Below are 14,536 nucleotides of genomic sequence, written 5' to 3'. Positions count from 1 at the left end.
CGTCTACCTATTTGGTATGCCTTCGTCACTGCGCTCCGTGCGCCTTGCACTCAAATTGCTCGTAACGATTTTCGAGGCCCCCTTGTGATCATTCCTGAAGGGGGCGGCGATTATAAATTAATCAACTCGCCCATGCTATGATGCCCGCAGTTTTTTACGGGCAGTACCCTTTCTGGGCTGTCTACTTAACCCTAAAGTGAGAGGTGTCCATATGGAGTTCGACATCATCATCGTCGGTGGCGGTCTGGTCGGTGCAAGTCTGGCGGCTTCATTGCGCGATAGCGGTCTGCGCTTGGCATTGGTTGAAAGTGGTTCCTCACCCCAAGCATCCAGAGCCGACGACGACTGGGATGCCCGCATCTACGCCTTCACCCCTGGCAACGTTCAGTTCCTGCACGAATGTGGTGCATGGCAGCGACTGGATATGTCACGCGTGCAACAAGTGGAAGAGATGCGCGTGTTCGGCGACACCGGTGCCAAGCTCAATTTCAGTGCTTATCAATTGGGTGTGCCGGAGATGGCTTTCATCCTGGAGAGCCGTTTGTTGCATGAGGCGCTATGGCAAGGTCTGCGCGAGCAAGAGAACCTCACCCTGTTGAATCCGGCGCAATGTGCAGCGCTTGCCATCGATGGCGATGCGGCCAATCTGACGCTGAAGGACGGACGCGAAGTGAAAGCCAAGCTGATCGTCGGCGCGGATGGTCGCGATTCCTGGGTGCGCCATCAAGCTGTCATGCCGGAAGTGCCTACGCCTTACAACCAGCATGGTCTGGTCGCCAACTTCACTATCAGCAAAGCGCATCGCGGCATCGCTTATCAGTGGTTCACCGAAGACGGCATCCTCGCCCTGCTGCCTTTGCCGGGGCGCCGCATCTCCATCGTGTGGTCGGTGACGCCGGAGAAGTCGGCCGAGTTGCTGGCACTGTCGCATGAGGAATTGTGCGCGCGCGTGTCGGAAGCTTCCAACCACACGCTGGGCGAACTGAAAGTGATCACCGCGCCCGCCGCTTTCGCGCTGCGCGTGCTGAATCTGGCACACATCACCAAGCCGCGTCTGGCGCTGGTGGGCGATGCGGCGCATAACGTGCATCCACTCTCGGGTCAGGGTGTGAACCTCGGCCTGCGCGACGTGCGCGAGCTGTCGCAAACACTGATGCAACGCGGCGCGCTGGATTGCGGCGACCTGCGCCTGCTGCGCCGTTACGAGAAGGCCAGACAGGATGACATCCTGTCCATGCAGCTCACCACCGATGCGCTGAAACATCTGTTCGTGAATGCCAACCCGGTGCTGCGCACACTGCGCAACGTCGGCATGGCCGCCACCAACGCTATCGTGCCGCTGAAGAAGATGCTGGCACGCCACGCCCTCAACTGATCCCACAACCTAGGACGCATCGAATGTTCAGAACCCTGCTGTTGCTTTTGCTCTCCACTTCACTCGCCTATGCCGCCGACGACAAGGCCGCAACCGTCAAGGACGCACTACAGAAATACCAGCAATTGATCGGGCCGGTGGATCAGGTGAATCCTTCGCCCGTCTCCGGTTTGTATGAGGTGGTGACCGGCGACCATATCTTCTATACCGACGAGAAGGCCGAGATCCTGATCGACGGCCAGATGTTCGATCTGCAGGCACGCCGCAATCTGACCGAGGCGCGCGCACGCATCCTGTTCGCGGTGGAATTCGACAAACTGCCGCTGAAGCTGGCCATGAAGAAAGTGAAGGGTGACGGCAGCCGCAAACTGGCTTACTTCACCGACCCGAATTGCGGCTACTGCAAGAAGCTGGAACAGGAACTGAAGAGTATCGACAACGTGACGCTGTATCTGTTCATGTACCCGATCTTCGACGGCTCCGCCGAGAAAGTGCAGTCCGTGCTTTGCAGCAAGGACCCGGTGAAAGCATGGGACAGACTGATGCAGGACAACGTGCAACCCAAGCCTGCCACCTGCAAGCTGCCGACTGCTGAAGTCATGGCGCTTGGTCGCAAACTGAAGGTGAACGGTACGCCCGCGCTGATCTTCGCCAACGGCGTGGTCAATCCCGGTTATATGCCGGCGGATAGACTGGAACAGGCGCTGAACGCGAACAAATAAAAAACGGGGCTTGTAGCCCCGTTTTTTATTCTCAGGACTTGCCCGCCAGGGCAGTCCGCAATGGCGGGAAGGATGGCGGCTCTTTCTGGAAGTAGCCGCGATAGCGACGCACGAAAGCTTCCGGCGGCATCTGCTTGGTGTCTTCGACCAGACTGTGCGTGAAGCCGTTCACAAAATACAACTCCATCTTGTGCGACACCTTGCTGTGGGTCTTCACACGCTTCTCGCATTCGAAGAAGTCCTTGATGCGGCCATAGGTCTGCGCCGATAGCGCGACGCGGTTCGGCTCGCCGCTCGATTCCACGCGCGAAGCGTAGTTCACCGATTCACCCCAGATGTCGTAGGCGAACTTCTGCGTACCGACCATCCCGGCGATCACATGCCCGGTGTGGATGCCGACGCGGATCGACCAGTTGTTGCGGTTACCGCGCTCGGTCACCGCCTGCACGATCTCCATCGCCGCCATCACCGCGTCCACCGGATGCGATGGGTTGCGTTCCGGCAGACCGGCCGCGCACATATAGCTGTCGCCGATGGTCTTCAACTTCTCCATACCGTAGCGCGCGCAGATCTCGTCGAAGGCGCTGAAGTAGTCATGCAGCATGTGCACCAGATCTTCCGCCGCCAGCTTTTCGGTGGAGGCGGAGAAACCGACGAAGTCCGTGAACAGGATGGTGACGTCTTCCAGATACTTCGGCTGCACCGTGCCCTTGGCGCGAAACTCTTCGGCCACGGTCCCGGGCAGGATGTTGCGCAACAGCGCTTGCGACTCCATGCGCTGCGCTTCGACCTCCTCGTTGCGCTGCGCCAGATCATGTTCCAGCGTGCTGCACTGCTTGCGGGCGGCATGCAGGTCGTCGCTGATGGTATCGAATGCGGCGGCGATCTCGCCCAATTCATCCTTGCTTTGCAGGCCGATGCGCGCCTCACCGCCGTCCAGTACGGTGGCGACGCCCGGCGCAAAGGACTGTATGCCGTCGACGACGCGGCGATAGACACGTATCGCGAAGGACAAGGCGACCAGCAGGGAAAGAACGAATACGACGAGTGCCGTGCGTTCGGACCACCACTCGACCGCCTGCAAGTGTTGCCGTGCCTGCTCTATCGACTCGCTCTCATGCGCTTCGAGCGCAGGCAGGTCCTGATAGATCAACTGCTGACTGTAGGGCTCCGCGTGCAGCACAAGTTCGGTCATGGCTTGCGCCGAATCGATGCCGAAATGGTTGTAGAACTGATGCCAGGAAGCGGCCAGTTCCATGTAGCGCGACTGCATGGCTGTCACTTTTGGAAGCAGCGCCTCATCCGCCATTGCTTTGAGCCGGGTGATCTCACCTGCCACGCGCGCGGATTGTGCTTCTACCTTGTCTTTTTCCTTGGGGCTGAGTGCAGGCACGCTGTCCTGCGGCAATTGCCCCAGACGGTCGACCTGCTTCTGGATATCGACGATGCCCTGCTTGACCGAGGTGGTCACTGCCAATAGTTTGGTCTCTTGCTGCAATTGCTCGACTGCCTGACTCTTTTGGTGTGCGTTCCAGAAGTTGAGCGCGAAGTTCAGCGCAAACAAGGACAGGATCATCAACAGAGAAATCCGAATCAGGCTTTTTATTCGCATAGTCGAAGCTTTCTTTTTCCATTCAATTCGTCGCGTACATCTGCCACGAAACTTGTCAGGTGAAGCTGGCCGGTAAGCCGGGTTCTGTCGTGGACAGTCATTCCTCTAGGCGTTTCGTTACCTTACGCTCAAGCAACCTACCCGCTGGCGACGCGAGCAACGTCATAGCCAGCCTATTTGGTCTTGCTCCGGATGGGGTTTACCCTGCCGTCCGTGTTACCACGTCCGCGGTGAGCTCTTACCTCGCCATTTCAACCTTACCTGTACTGCTTACGCAGCCATCGGCGGTGTATTTTCTGTGGCACTTTCCATCGCCTCACGGCGTCCGGCCGTTAACCGGCATCCCGCTCTATGGAGCCCGGACTTTCCTCTGCATAAACGTACTATGCAGCGACTGCCTAGCCAGCTTCGGGGCGGAGTTTAGCACGGTGGTCAAAGAGCGTCCGGGTACCCGGACTTTGGCTCCAACTAACATGCTTGGCATGAAAGTCTTCACCGCAACGCGTTGTAGTTCCGACGTCACGCGCTACGCGCATGAGTCTGCACTGCAACTGACGTTGTCCTCTGCATAAACGTACTATGCAGCGACTGTCTAGACAGCTTCGGAGTGGAGCTTAGTACGGAGGTAAAGAGAGTCCGGCAGCCCGGACCATGAAGCTACTAGCTTGCTTCGACCTGCAAGCTGATGCCCACGGACTTCCATTGTTTGGCCTCGGCTTGCAGGGCGGTCTCTGTCAGCGGATTCTGTGCCAGCCAATCACCGCTCAGGTGCAGGTGGAACTTCGTCCCGCTGAATCTTCCCTGCATCACGGGCAGCACGACATCGCTGCGGTTCCTGTAGAACAAGGCGGCCAGCCGTAGCGCCATCACCTTGGCGGTCACTTGCCATTCCGATAATTGCTCACGCACTTTCTCCAGCTTGCCGCGGTGCGACAGTGCCAGCAGACTTAAGCGTTGCTGTGCCTTGCGCGAGAAACCGGGCATATCGGCATTGGCGAGGATGTAGGCGGAATGTTTGTGATAGCCGCTGTGGGCGACGCTGATGCCGATCTCGTGCAGGTCGCATGCCCAGGCCAGCAATTGCATGTCTTCTTCATCGGCATGTTCGTCGGCGAACTGCTGCGCCAGATGCGCCGCCAGTCCGCGCACACGTACGGTCTGCGCATGGTCAACGTGATAGCGACGCATGAATTGCTGCACGGTCGCCTCGCGCATGTCGTTATGGGTGAATCGCCCAAGCAGGTCATACAGCACGCCTTCGCGCAACGCACCCAGCGCGGGACGCATCAGTTCGATGCCCAGTTCACAGAAGGCGGCATACATGATGGCGAAGCCGCCCGCGAACACCGGCACACGGTCCGATTTCATGCCGGGGAGTTCAAGCTTGGCGACATCACCGACCTCCAACAGTTTTGCGCGCAGCTGCTCCAGCCCTTCCCGCGTGATTCCGGAGGCGCTGTAGCCGTTCTGCTCCAGCACGTCGCAGATCACCCGCGCGGTGCCAGATGAACCCAGGGCCACACCCCAGTGTCCGTGCGAGTATTCCGACACGATGGCTTGTAGTTCGTTGCGCGCGGCAAGTTCGGCCTGCTTGAGGTTCGACTTGGCCACCTTGCCGTCGGCAAAGAAACGCGCGCTGTAGCTGACACAGCCCATGTACAGGCTTTCCAGGTGGATGGGCTGCAAGCCTTCGCCGATGATGAATTCGGTGGAGCCTCCGCCGATGTCCATCACCATGCGCCGTTCTTCGTCTTGCGGCAGACCCTGCGCGACTCCCAGATAGATCAGGCGTGCTTCTTCACGACCTGCGATGACTTCGATGGGGAAGCCGAGCGCCTCTTCCGCCCGTTTGAGGAATTCGGGGGCATTCTTGGCAACACGCAGGGAGTTGGTGCCGACGGCGCGCACCGCTTCGCGCGGCAGGTCGCGCAGTCGCTCGCCGAAACGGTGCAGGCATTCGAGTGCGCGTTGCTGGGAGGGTTGGTCCAGACGTTTTTCCGGCGTGATGCCGGAGGCTAGTCGCACCGCTTCGCGCAGACCGTCCAGCATGTAGAGCTGGTCGTTCTCGACGCGGGCGACCTGCAGTCTGAAACTATTGGAACCGAGGTCGACGGCGGCGAGGAGTGGCTGGCGGTGCAAAACTCTGCTGGCAGCTTACTGCTGCACTTCCCGTTCGATCTCTTCGACGGTGACGTGACGCACGTCACGGCCTTTGACCATATAGACCACGTATTCGGACATGTTCTTGGCATGGTCGCCGATACGCTCGATGGCCTTGGCCACGAACAGGATCTCCAGCGAAGTGGAGATGGTGCGCGGGTCTTCCATCATGAAGGTGATGAGGTAACGCATGATGGCGCGGAACTCCTCGTCCACCTGCTCGTCCTGGCGCACGACTTCGGCCGCGGCGGTGAGGTTGAGACGGGCGAAAGCGTCCAGCGATTTGCGCAGCATGTCGAGCGCGATATCGCTGGCATGTTTGATCTCGTTGTAGCGCGGCAGATGCAGACGCTCTTTCTGCGACAGCAGCTTGGCCATGCGCGCGATCTTCTCGGCCTCATCGCCGATGCGTTCCAGATCGGTGATGGTCTTGATCACGGTCATCACCATACGCAGGTCGCCCGCGGCAGGTTGACGACGCACCAGGATGTGGTTGCAGCTCTCGTCGATCTCGACTTCCATCAGGTTCACACGGTGGTCGTCTTCGATCACCTGGTTCATCAGTGCGACATCACCCGTGATGAGCGATTCGATCGCCAGCTTGATCTGGTTCTCGACCAGCCCGCCCATCTGCAGTACGCGCGCGCGAACGGCTTCCAGTTCTGCGTCGAATTGTTTGGAGGTGTGTTCGGTACCGACCATGATCATTCCTTAATGGATTAATACAAATTGCGAATGTTACTGATGCTCCGTTACGCTTATGTTACCGAGCCGTCATTGTCTGCACGCCGTCGGGTGTACCCAGCAGCAGCACATCGGCCGGGCGCAAAGCGAATAGACCGTTGGTCACCACGCCGGGCAGATGGTTCAGTTTCGCCTCCAGCTCGGTCGGATCCATGATGCTCAGACCGTGTACGTCGAGGATGACATTGCCGTTGTCGGTGGTGAAACCTTCGCGCAGCTTGGGCTGGCCGCCCAACTTCACCATCTCGCGTGCGATGTAACTTTGTGCCATCGGGATGACTTCGATCGGCAACGGGAACTTGCCCAGCACATCCACCAGTTTGCTCTGGTCGCAAACGCAGATGAACTTCGCGCTCGCTGCCGCCACGATCTTCTCGCGCGTCAGCGCGCCGCCGCCGCCTTTAACCATGTGCATATGTTTGGTGATCTCGTCCGCACCGTCGACATAGACCGGCAGATCGCCGGCATCGTTCAGCGACAGCACTTCGATGCCGTGGCCTTGCAGACGCTTGGCGGAAGCTTCTGAGCTGGCGACCGCGCCGCGGATCTTATGTTTGATCTTCGCCAGTTCATCGATGAAGAAGTTGGCGGTGGAGCCGGTGCCCACGCCGACGATGCAATCGTTGGGAACATAGGCGATAGCCGCTTGGGCGACTGCGCGTTTCAGATCGTCTTGTGACATTGCCATATCTATTCTCTTTGTAGTCTCTCTCGGTGCGCTGATTATTGCAGGAATTCGCGGAATAAGGAAACGGATGCCGCTGCAGAAGCGCTCGGTTGCTTTTCAAATCCGGCGTATGCGATTAGGATTTGACTGCCGTGGGGGTGTAGCTCAGTTGGGAGAGCGTCTGGTTCGCAATCAGAAGGTCGTCAGTTCGATCCTGATCACCTCCACCAAACCGCTCCAACCTCATTTCCGACTTATCCCGTACATGGCCTGCAGGCGTATGCATTCCGGATTCTGCGAGCCGTCCTCCAAAAGCGCTGGGAATTCGCGACAGACGGAGGGGCGATTCTCGTAGATGGTGCACAACTTATCCTCGCCCAATGCGATGCAACGTCCCGGAGCCTGCTCGGTGCCCTTCATGCAGGCGCGGAACGGGGTCAGCGATACCGCCATATCCGACGGCACATAGCCGCCCGGCTGGCTATCCATCTCGCCCTGATAGAAGGAGACGCGATAGTGCATGCAGCAGACCGCACACCCTATACACGGATTGTCACCACCGGACATGTCGTAGAACGTACGACCATCGTCAGTCCGAATCGATTCTTGGCTCATTTGTTTAACCGCGTGGATGGTGCTGTGTATGCAACTGTTTCAGACGCTCGCGCGCCACATGGGTGTAGATCTGCGTGGTCGATATGTCCGAATGTCCCAGCAGCATCTGCACCACGCGCAAGTCTGCGCCATGATTGAGCAGATGTGTGGCAAATGCGTGGCGCAGGGTGTGCGGCGACAAAGGTTTATGCAGACCGCCCTGCTTGGCGTACTTCTTGATCAGGTACCAGAACATCTGCCGCGTCATACCCTCGCCGCGCCCCGTTACAAACAGGTCATCGCCCAATTTGCCCGCAAGCAATACCGGGCGGGTTTCTGCGAGATAACGCTTGATCCAATCCAGCGCCTCTTCGCCCAACGGCACGAGTCGCTCCTTGCTGCCCTTACCCATCACGCGCGCCACGCCCATATCCAGACTCACCTGCGCCACCTTCAAGGTCACCAGTTCCGATACGCGCAATCCGCTGGCGTACAACACTTCCAGCATGGTGCGGTCGCGCATGCCAAGCGGCGTGCCGGTATCCGGCGCATTCAACAGCAATTCGACATCCTCTTCGGTGAGACTCTTGGGCAGACTGCGCGGCAGCTTGGGCGTGGCGATCTGCAAGGTGGGATCGACTGTTATCCGGTTCTGACGCAGCAGGTAGCGAAACAGGCGTTTCAGACTGGAGATGGCGCGCGAGGTCGAGGTCGCTCTGGCTTTCTGTTTGCTCACCAGATAGGCGAGGAATCCTTGAATATCGGCGTGGGTCGTCGCCAGCAGTCCGCAACCGCGCTGTTCTGCCATCCATAGTGAGAATTTGTTCAGATCGCGGCGATAGCTTTCCAGCGTGTTGCGCGATAACCCGTCTTCCAGCCACAACGCATCACTGAACTCATCCAGCAGTTCAGCGTCGCTCATGGGCTAGCAGCCACCGTTTGATGTCGAGCGCATCTTCATCCGCGCGATGCATGAAGCCCCCCAGTCCCGTCTTGCCCACCACACGATGACAGGGGATGACGAGCGGGATGGGATTGCTGCCGCAAGCCTGGCCGACAGCTTGCGCGCTGGAACCGATCTGCGTGGCCAGCTCGCCATAGTTTCGTGTCTGCCCGCAGGGGATGTCCAGCATCGCCTGCCACACGTTGCACTGGTGGTGGGTACCGTCGAGCTCGAATGGCAGGTCGATCTCATGTTGCGGGTCGGCCAGATAGGCTTGCAGCTCGGCGCAGATCGTTTGCGCCATCGCGCCTACAGGGGCTTGTAGTTTAGTACTCTGCGGCAGGAATTCGATGCCCAGCAGATCCGTGTCGGAACAACGGATGCCGAGCTTGCCGAAAGGGGCGGAGATGATGGCTTGGTATTTCATGCGCGCATCATATCTGAAACGCAGGAATCTGCTTCGCTACCGTCATAACCGGTGCTCATCCGCAAATTACGGACGAAAAAACGGGAGCCGAAGCTCCCGTTCTTTGGTATTGCCAGCAGTCGCAGCTTAAGCTTTGACTTTGCGTGCCGGCAGCTTTTCCTTGATACGTGCCGACTTGCCGGAGCGGTCGCGCAGGTAGTACAGCTTGGCGCGACGTACGTCACCGCGACGCTTCACTTCAACGCTAGCGATCAGCGGAGAGTAGCTCTGGAAGGTACGCTCGACGCCTTCGCCGGAGGAGACCTTGCGCACGATGAAGCTGGAGTTCAAGCCCTTGTTGCGCTTGGCGATCACCACGCCTTCGAACAACTGCACACGCTTGCGCTCGCCTTCGATCACGTTCACGCCGACCACAACGGTGTCGCCGGGTGCGAAATCAGGGATGGTCTTGTTCAGACGCGCGATTTCTTCTTTTTCAAGAATGCCGATCAGATTCATTTTGTTTCCTTTTCTTGTACGGAAGCTTGTTCCTGCTGGTACTCAGCCAGTAGCCGAGCTTCCTGTTTAGTCAACTGGCGATCCGCCAGCAAATCCGGACGACGTTCCGCAGTCCTGCCTAATGACTGCTTCAATCGCCACTTCTCTATCTCGGCGTGGTGCCCGGACATCAACACGTCCGGAACCGCCTCGCCGTTATAAACCTCGGGCCGCGTGTAGTGGGGGCAATCCAGCAAGCCTTCCACGAAGGAATCCTGCTGCGCCGATGCATCGTCGCCCAATACGCCGGGGATCTGCCGCACCACGCTGTCCATCACCACCATCGCTGCCAACTCGCCACCGGACAATACATAGTCTCCGATAGAAAGCTCTTCATCCACCTGGCTGCGCAACAGGCGTTCATCCACGCCCTCATAACGACTCGCCAGCAATATCAATCCCTCATCCCGCGCCAGCAGTTCCATCACCACTTCGTGGCTAAGCGTCCTGCCCTGCGGCGAGAGGTGGATCACACGACTCTTCGCCTTGCCGCTTGCGGCCTGCGCTGCTTTCGCTGCGCTGATCGCTTTTTCCAGCGGCTCCGCCAACATCACCATGCCGGGACCGCCGCCGTAGGGGCGATCGTCGATGGTGCGGTAGTTGTCGGTCGTGAAGTCCCTGGGATTCCACGTCTGCAGCGCAAACTTGCCCTGCTCTACCGCCCGTCGCGTCACACCATATTGGGTGATCGCTTCGAACATCTCGGGGAACAACGTGACGACGTCGAACCTCATTTAAGGTAATCCGCCTGCCAATCCACCCGGATTATCTTGTTGGCCAGATCGACATCCCGCGCGACGCTTTCGATGAAGGGGATCAGCAATTGGCCATGTTGGCCTTGCACCACCAGCACATCGTTGGCGCCCGTCTCCAGCAGATTTTCGACTGTGCCCAGCACTTCGTCCTGCAGATTCTGTACCGTCATGCCGATCAGGTCGGACCAGTAGTACTCGCCCCCCTCCTGCTCGGGCAACTCCGCGCGCGGCACAGCGATCAACTGGCCTTTCAGCTTTTCAGCTGCCGTACGGTCGGGCACACCTTCCAGCTTGGCGACCAGCACCTTGCCGTGCACCTTGGCCTCCAGCACCTTCGTGGACTGCCAGGCGGCCTCGCTTCCCAAGTACCAAACGTCGTAATCAAGCAGGCTGTCCAGATATTCGGTGAAAGTCTGCACCTTCACCCAGCCCTGAATGCCTTGCGCGCCTACGATCCTCCCCATGACGACCATGGGGCTTGCCTCATCAGGCAGTTGCAGTTGCACCGGCTTTTTTAACCAGACGGCTTACAGTCTCGCTCAACTGCGCGCCCTTGTCTTTCCAGTGCGCAACGCGATCCAGCGCGATACGCAGACTCTCTGTGCCTTCGACAGCCAGAGGATTGTAGAAGCCGACGCGCTCGATGAAACGGCCATCGCGACGGTTGCGAGAATCAGCAACAACCACGTTGTAGAACGGACGATTCTTGGAACCGCCGCGAGAAAGACGAATGACTACCATAATGATTTCCGATATAAAAAGTTGATCTGGCCCGTGCCAAAGGGCGCGAATTCTACGACACCTTGCCGAAGTAAGGCAAGGACAGAATTTTTCAGGGAAATCAGCGCTGGAGGATGACCTGCAGGACGAATTGGGTGCCCAGATAGGCGAGCAGCAGAAAAGCGAACCCGCTCAGGGTCAAACGCACCGCGGTATGGCCGCGCCATCCGTAGAAGTGATGACCCACCAACAGTCCGCCGAAAACGAACCAGGAGATCAATCCGAACAACACCTTATGCGAAAACTGGAAGGGCTGCCCAAACACCTGCTCCGAGAACAGGATGCCCGAGACCACGGTAACCGTCAGAATCACGAAACCGATGCCGATGACACGGAACAGCAAGGATTCCATGGTCATCAGCGGCGGCATACTCTTCAATATCTTGGGCAGCCTGGCATGATGCAGGCGCTTTTCGACCAGCGAGATCAACCCGGCATGCAAAGCGGCGATGGTGAACAAGCTGTATGCCAACATCGCCATCAGCACATGCGTATCGAACAGTCCGGATGGCGGCTGGGACAGGATGTGTCCGACCGGGAACAGGGCGGGCAACAGCACACTGATCGCCGCCAGCGGCAACACCAGCGCCAGCAAGCCGGAAAGCGGGTAGAACAGTCGGGCCACCCAGTAGATCAGTACGGTCAGCCACAAGATCAGCGACAGGGCATAGGTCACGCCCAGATTCAGCGCGCCCCATACGAACAGGGTCTGATACAACAAGCCGGCATGCAGCAGCAGTGGCAGGATCACCGCGAATCCGAGCGCGCCACGATTCTTCTGCTCGGCTGTGCCGGCGGCTTGGGCGCGCCAGAACAGGAATGCCAATACAGCGTACAGGGCGAAAGTCAGCAGAGGCAGAGCTTGGTTCGACATGAAGAGTGCGGATGTTTTAGACTGTGCGGATTCTACACCAAGTCATCACAGGATCATTGAGTGCCTCTAGAATTCATTCTTCGGGATGAAGCGCAAGGAGCCGCGCAGTGAGCGACGAGACATATCAGTTAGATAGGCGAGCAGCGAACGACAACGAAAGTTGCGGCGAGACTTACCTTCAGGTTAGTCGGGGCCAATACGCGACGCAGCGATTCGCCCGAATAATGAATTTATAGAGGTACTCATGCTCGACAATCTCACACAACGTTTTTCCGGCATCGTCAAGAACCTGCGCGGACAGGGACGCCTGACCGAAAGCAACATCCAGGACGCACTGCGCGAAGTACGCCTCGCCCTGCTGGAAGCCGACGTAGCCCTACCGGTGGTGAAGGAATTCATCGCCAAGGTCAAAGAAGCCGCGCTGGGCGAGGAAGTCATCGCCAGCCTGACACCGGGGCAGGCGCTGATCGGCGTAGTAAATCGCGAACTGACCAAGTTGATGGGCGAAGCCAACGTCGGCATCAACCTCACTACCGTGCCGCCTGCCGTGATCCTGATGGCCGGTCTGCAAGGTGCGGGCAAGACCACCAGCAGCGGCAAGCTGGCCAAGCTGCTCAGCGAGCAGCACAAGAAGAAAGTGCTGTTGGTCAGTTGCGACGTGTACCGCCCCGCCGCCATCGAGCAACTGCGCACGCTGGCCGAGCAACTGAAGATCGATTTCTTCCCTTCCGACAACTCACAGAAACCGCAGGCCATCGCACTGGCCGCGCACGACTGGGCTAAGAAGCATCATCACGACGTCCTGATCGTCGACACCGCCGGTCGTCTCGCCGTAGACGAAGCGATGATGGTCGAGATCAAGGATCTGCACACCGCGCTTAAGCCGATCGAGACCCTGTTCGTGGTCGATGCGATGACCGGACAGGATGCCGTGAACACCGCCAAGGCCTTCGGCGAGACCCTGCCACTCACCGGCGTGATCCTCACTAAACTGGACGGTGACGCACGCGGCGGCGCGGCTTTGTCGGTGCGGCAGATCACCGGCAAACCGATCAAGTTCGTCGGTGTCAGTGAGAAGCCGAACGGCCTGGAAGCCTTCCACCCGGAACGCATGGCGCAGCGCATCCTCGGCATGGGCGATGTGCTGTCGCTACTGGAGGAAGCGCAACGCAATGTGGATATCGGCGCGGCAGAGAAGCTGGCCAAGAAGATGCAGAGCGGCAAGGGATTCGACCTCAACGACTTCAAGATGCAGATCGTGCAGATGAAACAGATGGGCGGCATGGCCGCGCTGATGGACAAGTTGCCCGCCCAGTTGGCGAATGCCGCTGCAGGCGCCAAAGTCGACGAACGTCAGATCAACCGTACCGAAGGCATCATCAATTCCATGACACCCTGGGAGCGCAGCCACCCGGAGCAGATCAAGGCTTCACGCAAGAAGCGCATCGCGGCAGGTTCCGGTGTGCAGGTGATGCATGTGAACCAGCTGCTGAACCAGTTCGAGCAATCGCAGAAGATGATGAAGATGTTCAGCGGCAAGGGCATGATGAGCAAGATGATGAAGTCCATGGCAGGCAAGAAATTGCCCGGAATGAGATAACAAAGGAAAAACCAATGAGCATCAAAGCAATCATTTTCGATGTGGACGGCACACTGGCGGATACCGAGGACGGCCACCGCAAGTCGTTCAACAAGGCATTCGCCGAGAACGGGCTGGACTGGAACTGGGATGTCGCGCTGTACGACAAGCTGCTGAAAGTCACCGGCGGCAAGGAGCGCATCAAGTATTTCGTCTCGGATTTTCTGCAGGACTACACCAAGCCTGATGATTTCGACGACTTCGTCAAACATCTGCATGCCGTGAAGACCGGTCACTACACCGCCATGCTGCGCGAAGGCGCGATCCCGCTGCGCCCCGGCATCAAGCAACTCATCCATGACGCGCGCGCTGCGGGCATCACGCTCGCCATCGCCACCACTACCACGGCAGAGAACGTGAGTGCATTGCTGGAGGTCGGACTCGGCAAGGACTGGGCAAGTTATTTCGCCGCCAACGGATGCGGTGACATCGTCCCCAAGAAGAAGCCCGCACCGGATATCTACGACTGGGTGCTAGACAAACTCGCACTGCAATCCGGCGAGTGCATCGCGCTCGAGGATTCCTATAATGGTCTGCACTCTGCGCTGGCGGCCGGCATCAAGACCTACATCACCACCAACCCGTACACGCACACGCAGGACTTCACCGGCGCCGCAGCCGTGCTGAAAGACCTGAGCGACCTGCCCGCTTTCTACCAAATGAGCGGCCTGCGTATTTAGGCAATCGGCGGGATTCCTGCTAATCTT

The 14,536-nt window shown here is 58.6% G+C and carries 16 protein-coding genes, 1 tRNA gene and 1 other RNA gene; 5 read left to right on the top strand and 13 right to left on the bottom strand.

The annotated features are described in order from the left end of the window. Positions 1-211 precede the first annotated feature (211 nt). Together ACYCZ5_RS05380 and ACYCZ5_RS05375 are read left to right on the top strand one after the other, a co-directional pair. Positions 212-1,375 carry a UbiH/UbiF family hydroxylase gene (locus ACYCZ5_RS05380; protein WP_461543757.1) on the top strand — a complete coding sequence of 388 codons (1,164 nt, stop codon included), beginning with the start codon at positions 212-214 and terminating at the stop codon, positions 1,373-1,375. A gap of 23 nt (positions 1,376-1,398) precedes the next feature. Then, positions 1,399-2,097, top strand: coding sequence for a DsbC family protein (locus tag ACYCZ5_RS05375; RefSeq protein WP_461543756.1), 699 nt, complete (start codon positions 1,399-1,401; stop codon positions 2,095-2,097). 31 nt (positions 2,098-2,128) lie between these two features. Here ACYCZ5_RS05375 and ACYCZ5_RS05370 read toward each other — a convergent pair whose 3' ends face one another. The 5 genes from ACYCZ5_RS05370 to rpiA form a co-directional block, all read right to left on the bottom strand. Beyond that, on the bottom strand, positions 2,129-3,673 hold the full coding sequence (locus ACYCZ5_RS05370) for an adenylate/guanylate cyclase domain-containing protein (protein ID WP_461543819.1): 1,545 nt from the start codon (positions 3,671-3,673) through the stop codon (positions 2,129-2,131). Positions 3,674-3,766: 93 nt separating this feature from the next. After that, positions 3,767-4,119: RNase P RNA component class A (rnpB, locus tag ACYCZ5_RS05365), an RNA gene on the bottom strand. Between the two features lie 250 nt (positions 4,120-4,369). Continuing rightward, positions 4,370-5,848, bottom strand: coding sequence for an exopolyphosphatase (gene ppx / locus ACYCZ5_RS05360; RefSeq protein ID WP_461543755.1), 1,479 nt, complete (start codon positions 5,846-5,848; stop codon positions 4,370-4,372). A gap of 15 nt (positions 5,849-5,863) precedes the next feature. Then, a complete protein-coding gene (gene phoU / locus ACYCZ5_RS05355) occupies positions 5,864-6,571 on the bottom strand; it encodes a phosphate signaling complex protein PhoU (protein ID WP_461543754.1) in 708 nt (235 codons plus the stop codon). Between the two features lie 61 nt (positions 6,572-6,632). Continuing rightward, on the bottom strand, positions 6,633-7,295 hold the full coding sequence (gene rpiA, locus ACYCZ5_RS05350; RefSeq protein WP_461543818.1) for a ribose-5-phosphate isomerase RpiA: 663 nt from the start codon (positions 7,293-7,295) through the stop codon (positions 6,633-6,635). 139 nt (positions 7,296-7,434) lie between these two features. On the opposite strand from rpiA, the gene ACYCZ5_RS05345 reads away from it, so the two are divergent. Then, positions 7,435-7,510: transfer RNA gene (locus ACYCZ5_RS05345), tRNA-Ala, on the top strand. A 13-nt stretch (positions 7,511-7,523) separates the two neighbouring features. Here the strand turns inward: ACYCZ5_RS05345 and ACYCZ5_RS05340 are convergent. The 8 genes from ACYCZ5_RS05340 to ACYCZ5_RS05305 all read right to left on the bottom strand — a co-directional run bounded on the left by ACYCZ5_RS05340 (position 7,524) and on the right by ACYCZ5_RS05305 (position 12,190). Further along, a complete protein-coding gene (locus ACYCZ5_RS05340; RefSeq protein ID WP_461543753.1) occupies positions 7,524-7,895 on the bottom strand; it encodes a YkgJ family cysteine cluster protein in 372 nt (123 codons plus the stop codon). 4 nt (positions 7,896-7,899) lie between these two features. After that, positions 7,900-8,796 (bottom strand): site-specific tyrosine recombinase XerD, encoded by an 897-nt coding sequence (xerD, locus tag ACYCZ5_RS05335; RefSeq protein WP_461543751.1) that lies wholly within the window; start codon positions 8,794-8,796, stop codon positions 7,900-7,902. Then, positions 8,783-9,244: a methylated-DNA--[protein]-cysteine S-methyltransferase gene (locus ACYCZ5_RS05330; protein ID WP_461543750.1), complete on the bottom strand. Its 462-nt coding sequence runs from the start codon at positions 9,242-9,244 to the stop codon at positions 8,783-8,785. The genes xerD and ACYCZ5_RS05330 overlap by 14 nt, the downstream gene beginning before the upstream one ends. A 126-nt stretch (positions 9,245-9,370) precedes the next feature. After that, the gene (gene rplS / locus ACYCZ5_RS05325; protein WP_461543749.1) at positions 9,371-9,742 is read right to left on the bottom strand and encodes a 50S ribosomal protein L19; all 372 of its coding nucleotides are present in this window, start codon (positions 9,740-9,742) and stop codon (positions 9,371-9,373) included. Then, entirely contained in the window at positions 9,739-10,515 is a 777-nt protein-coding gene (gene trmD / locus ACYCZ5_RS05320; RefSeq protein WP_461543748.1) for a tRNA (guanosine(37)-N1)-methyltransferase TrmD, read from the bottom strand. Before trmD ends, rplS begins: the two co-directional genes overlap by 4 nt. Next, the gene (gene rimM / locus ACYCZ5_RS05315; RefSeq protein ID WP_461543747.1) at positions 10,512-11,009 is read right to left on the bottom strand and encodes a ribosome maturation factor RimM; all 498 of its coding nucleotides are present in this window, start codon (positions 11,007-11,009) and stop codon (positions 10,512-10,514) included. The genes trmD and rimM overlap by 4 nt, the downstream gene beginning before the upstream one ends. 13 nt (positions 11,010-11,022) lie before the next feature. Then, positions 11,023-11,277 (bottom strand): 30S ribosomal protein S16, encoded by a 255-nt coding sequence (gene rpsP, locus ACYCZ5_RS05310; RefSeq protein WP_461543746.1) that lies wholly within the window; start codon positions 11,275-11,277, stop codon positions 11,023-11,025. Between the two features lie 100 nt (positions 11,278-11,377). Next, positions 11,378-12,190: a cytochrome C assembly family protein gene (locus ACYCZ5_RS05305; RefSeq protein WP_461543745.1), complete on the bottom strand. Its 813-nt coding sequence runs from the start codon at positions 12,188-12,190 to the stop codon at positions 11,378-11,380. A 244-nt stretch (positions 12,191-12,434) separates the two neighbouring features. Between ACYCZ5_RS05305 and ffh the strand changes: the two genes are divergently transcribed. Both ffh and ACYCZ5_RS05295 read left to right on the top strand, forming a co-directional pair. Continuing rightward, positions 12,435-13,790, top strand: a complete 1,356-nt coding sequence (gene ffh, locus ACYCZ5_RS05300; protein ID WP_461543744.1) for a signal recognition particle protein — start codon at positions 12,435-12,437, stop codon at positions 13,788-13,790. Positions 13,791-13,804: 14 nt separating this feature from the next. After that, positions 13,805-14,509: an HAD-IA family hydrolase gene (locus tag ACYCZ5_RS05295; protein ID WP_461543743.1), complete on the top strand. Its 705-nt coding sequence runs from the start codon at positions 13,805-13,807 to the stop codon at positions 14,507-14,509. Positions 14,510-14,536 lie beyond the last annotated feature (27 nt).

Source organism: Sideroxydans sp. (assembly GCF_054604835.1).
Note: the sequence above shows the minus strand (reverse complement) of the source record. Positions and strands in the feature narration are given on the sequence as shown.

Coding starts and splice junctions, on each gene's coding strand:
- xerD (WP_461543751.1), bottom strand. CDS start 8,796: ATGAGCGACGCTGAACTGCTGGATGAGTTCAGTGATGCGTTGTGGCTG.
- rplS (WP_461543749.1), bottom strand. CDS start 9,742: ATGAATCTGATCGGCATTCTTGAAAAAGAAGAAATCGCGCGTCTGAAC.
- trmD (WP_461543748.1), bottom strand. CDS start 10,515: ATGAGGTTCGACGTCGTCACGTTGTTCCCCGAGATGTTCGAAGCGATC.
- rpsP (WP_461543746.1), bottom strand. CDS start 11,277: ATGGTAGTCATTCGTCTTTCTCGCGGCGGTTCCAAGAATCGTCCGTTC.
- phoU (WP_461543754.1), bottom strand. CDS start 6,571: ATGGTCGGTACCGAACACACCTCCAAACAATTCGACGCAGAACTGGAA.
- ACYCZ5_RS05375 (WP_461543756.1), top strand. CDS start 1,399: ATGTTCAGAACCCTGCTGTTGCTTTTGCTCTCCACTTCACTCGCCTAT.
- ACYCZ5_RS05340 (WP_461543753.1), bottom strand. CDS start 7,895: ATGAGCCAAGAATCGATTCGGACTGACGATGGTCGTACGTTCTACGAC.
- rpiA (WP_461543818.1), bottom strand. CDS start 7,295: ATGTCACAAGACGATCTGAAACGCGCAGTCGCCCAAGCGGCTATCGCC.
- ACYCZ5_RS05380 (WP_461543757.1), top strand. CDS start 212: ATGGAGTTCGACATCATCATCGTCGGTGGCGGTCTGGTCGGTGCAAGT.
- rimM (WP_461543747.1), bottom strand. CDS start 11,009: ATGGTCGTCATGGGGAGGATCGTAGGCGCGCAAGGCATTCAGGGCTGG.
- ACYCZ5_RS05305 (WP_461543745.1), bottom strand. CDS start 12,190: ATGTCGAACCAAGCTCTGCCTCTGCTGACTTTCGCCCTGTACGCTGTA.
- ffh (WP_461543744.1), top strand. CDS start 12,435: ATGCTCGACAATCTCACACAACGTTTTTCCGGCATCGTCAAGAACCTG.
- ACYCZ5_RS05330 (WP_461543750.1), bottom strand. CDS start 9,244: ATGAAATACCAAGCCATCATCTCCGCCCCTTTCGGCAAGCTCGGCATC.
- ACYCZ5_RS05295 (WP_461543743.1), top strand. CDS start 13,805: ATGAGCATCAAAGCAATCATTTTCGATGTGGACGGCACACTGGCGGAT.
- ACYCZ5_RS05370 (WP_461543819.1), bottom strand. CDS start 3,673: ATGATCCTGTCCTTGTTTGCGCTGAACTTCGCGCTCAACTTCTGGAAC.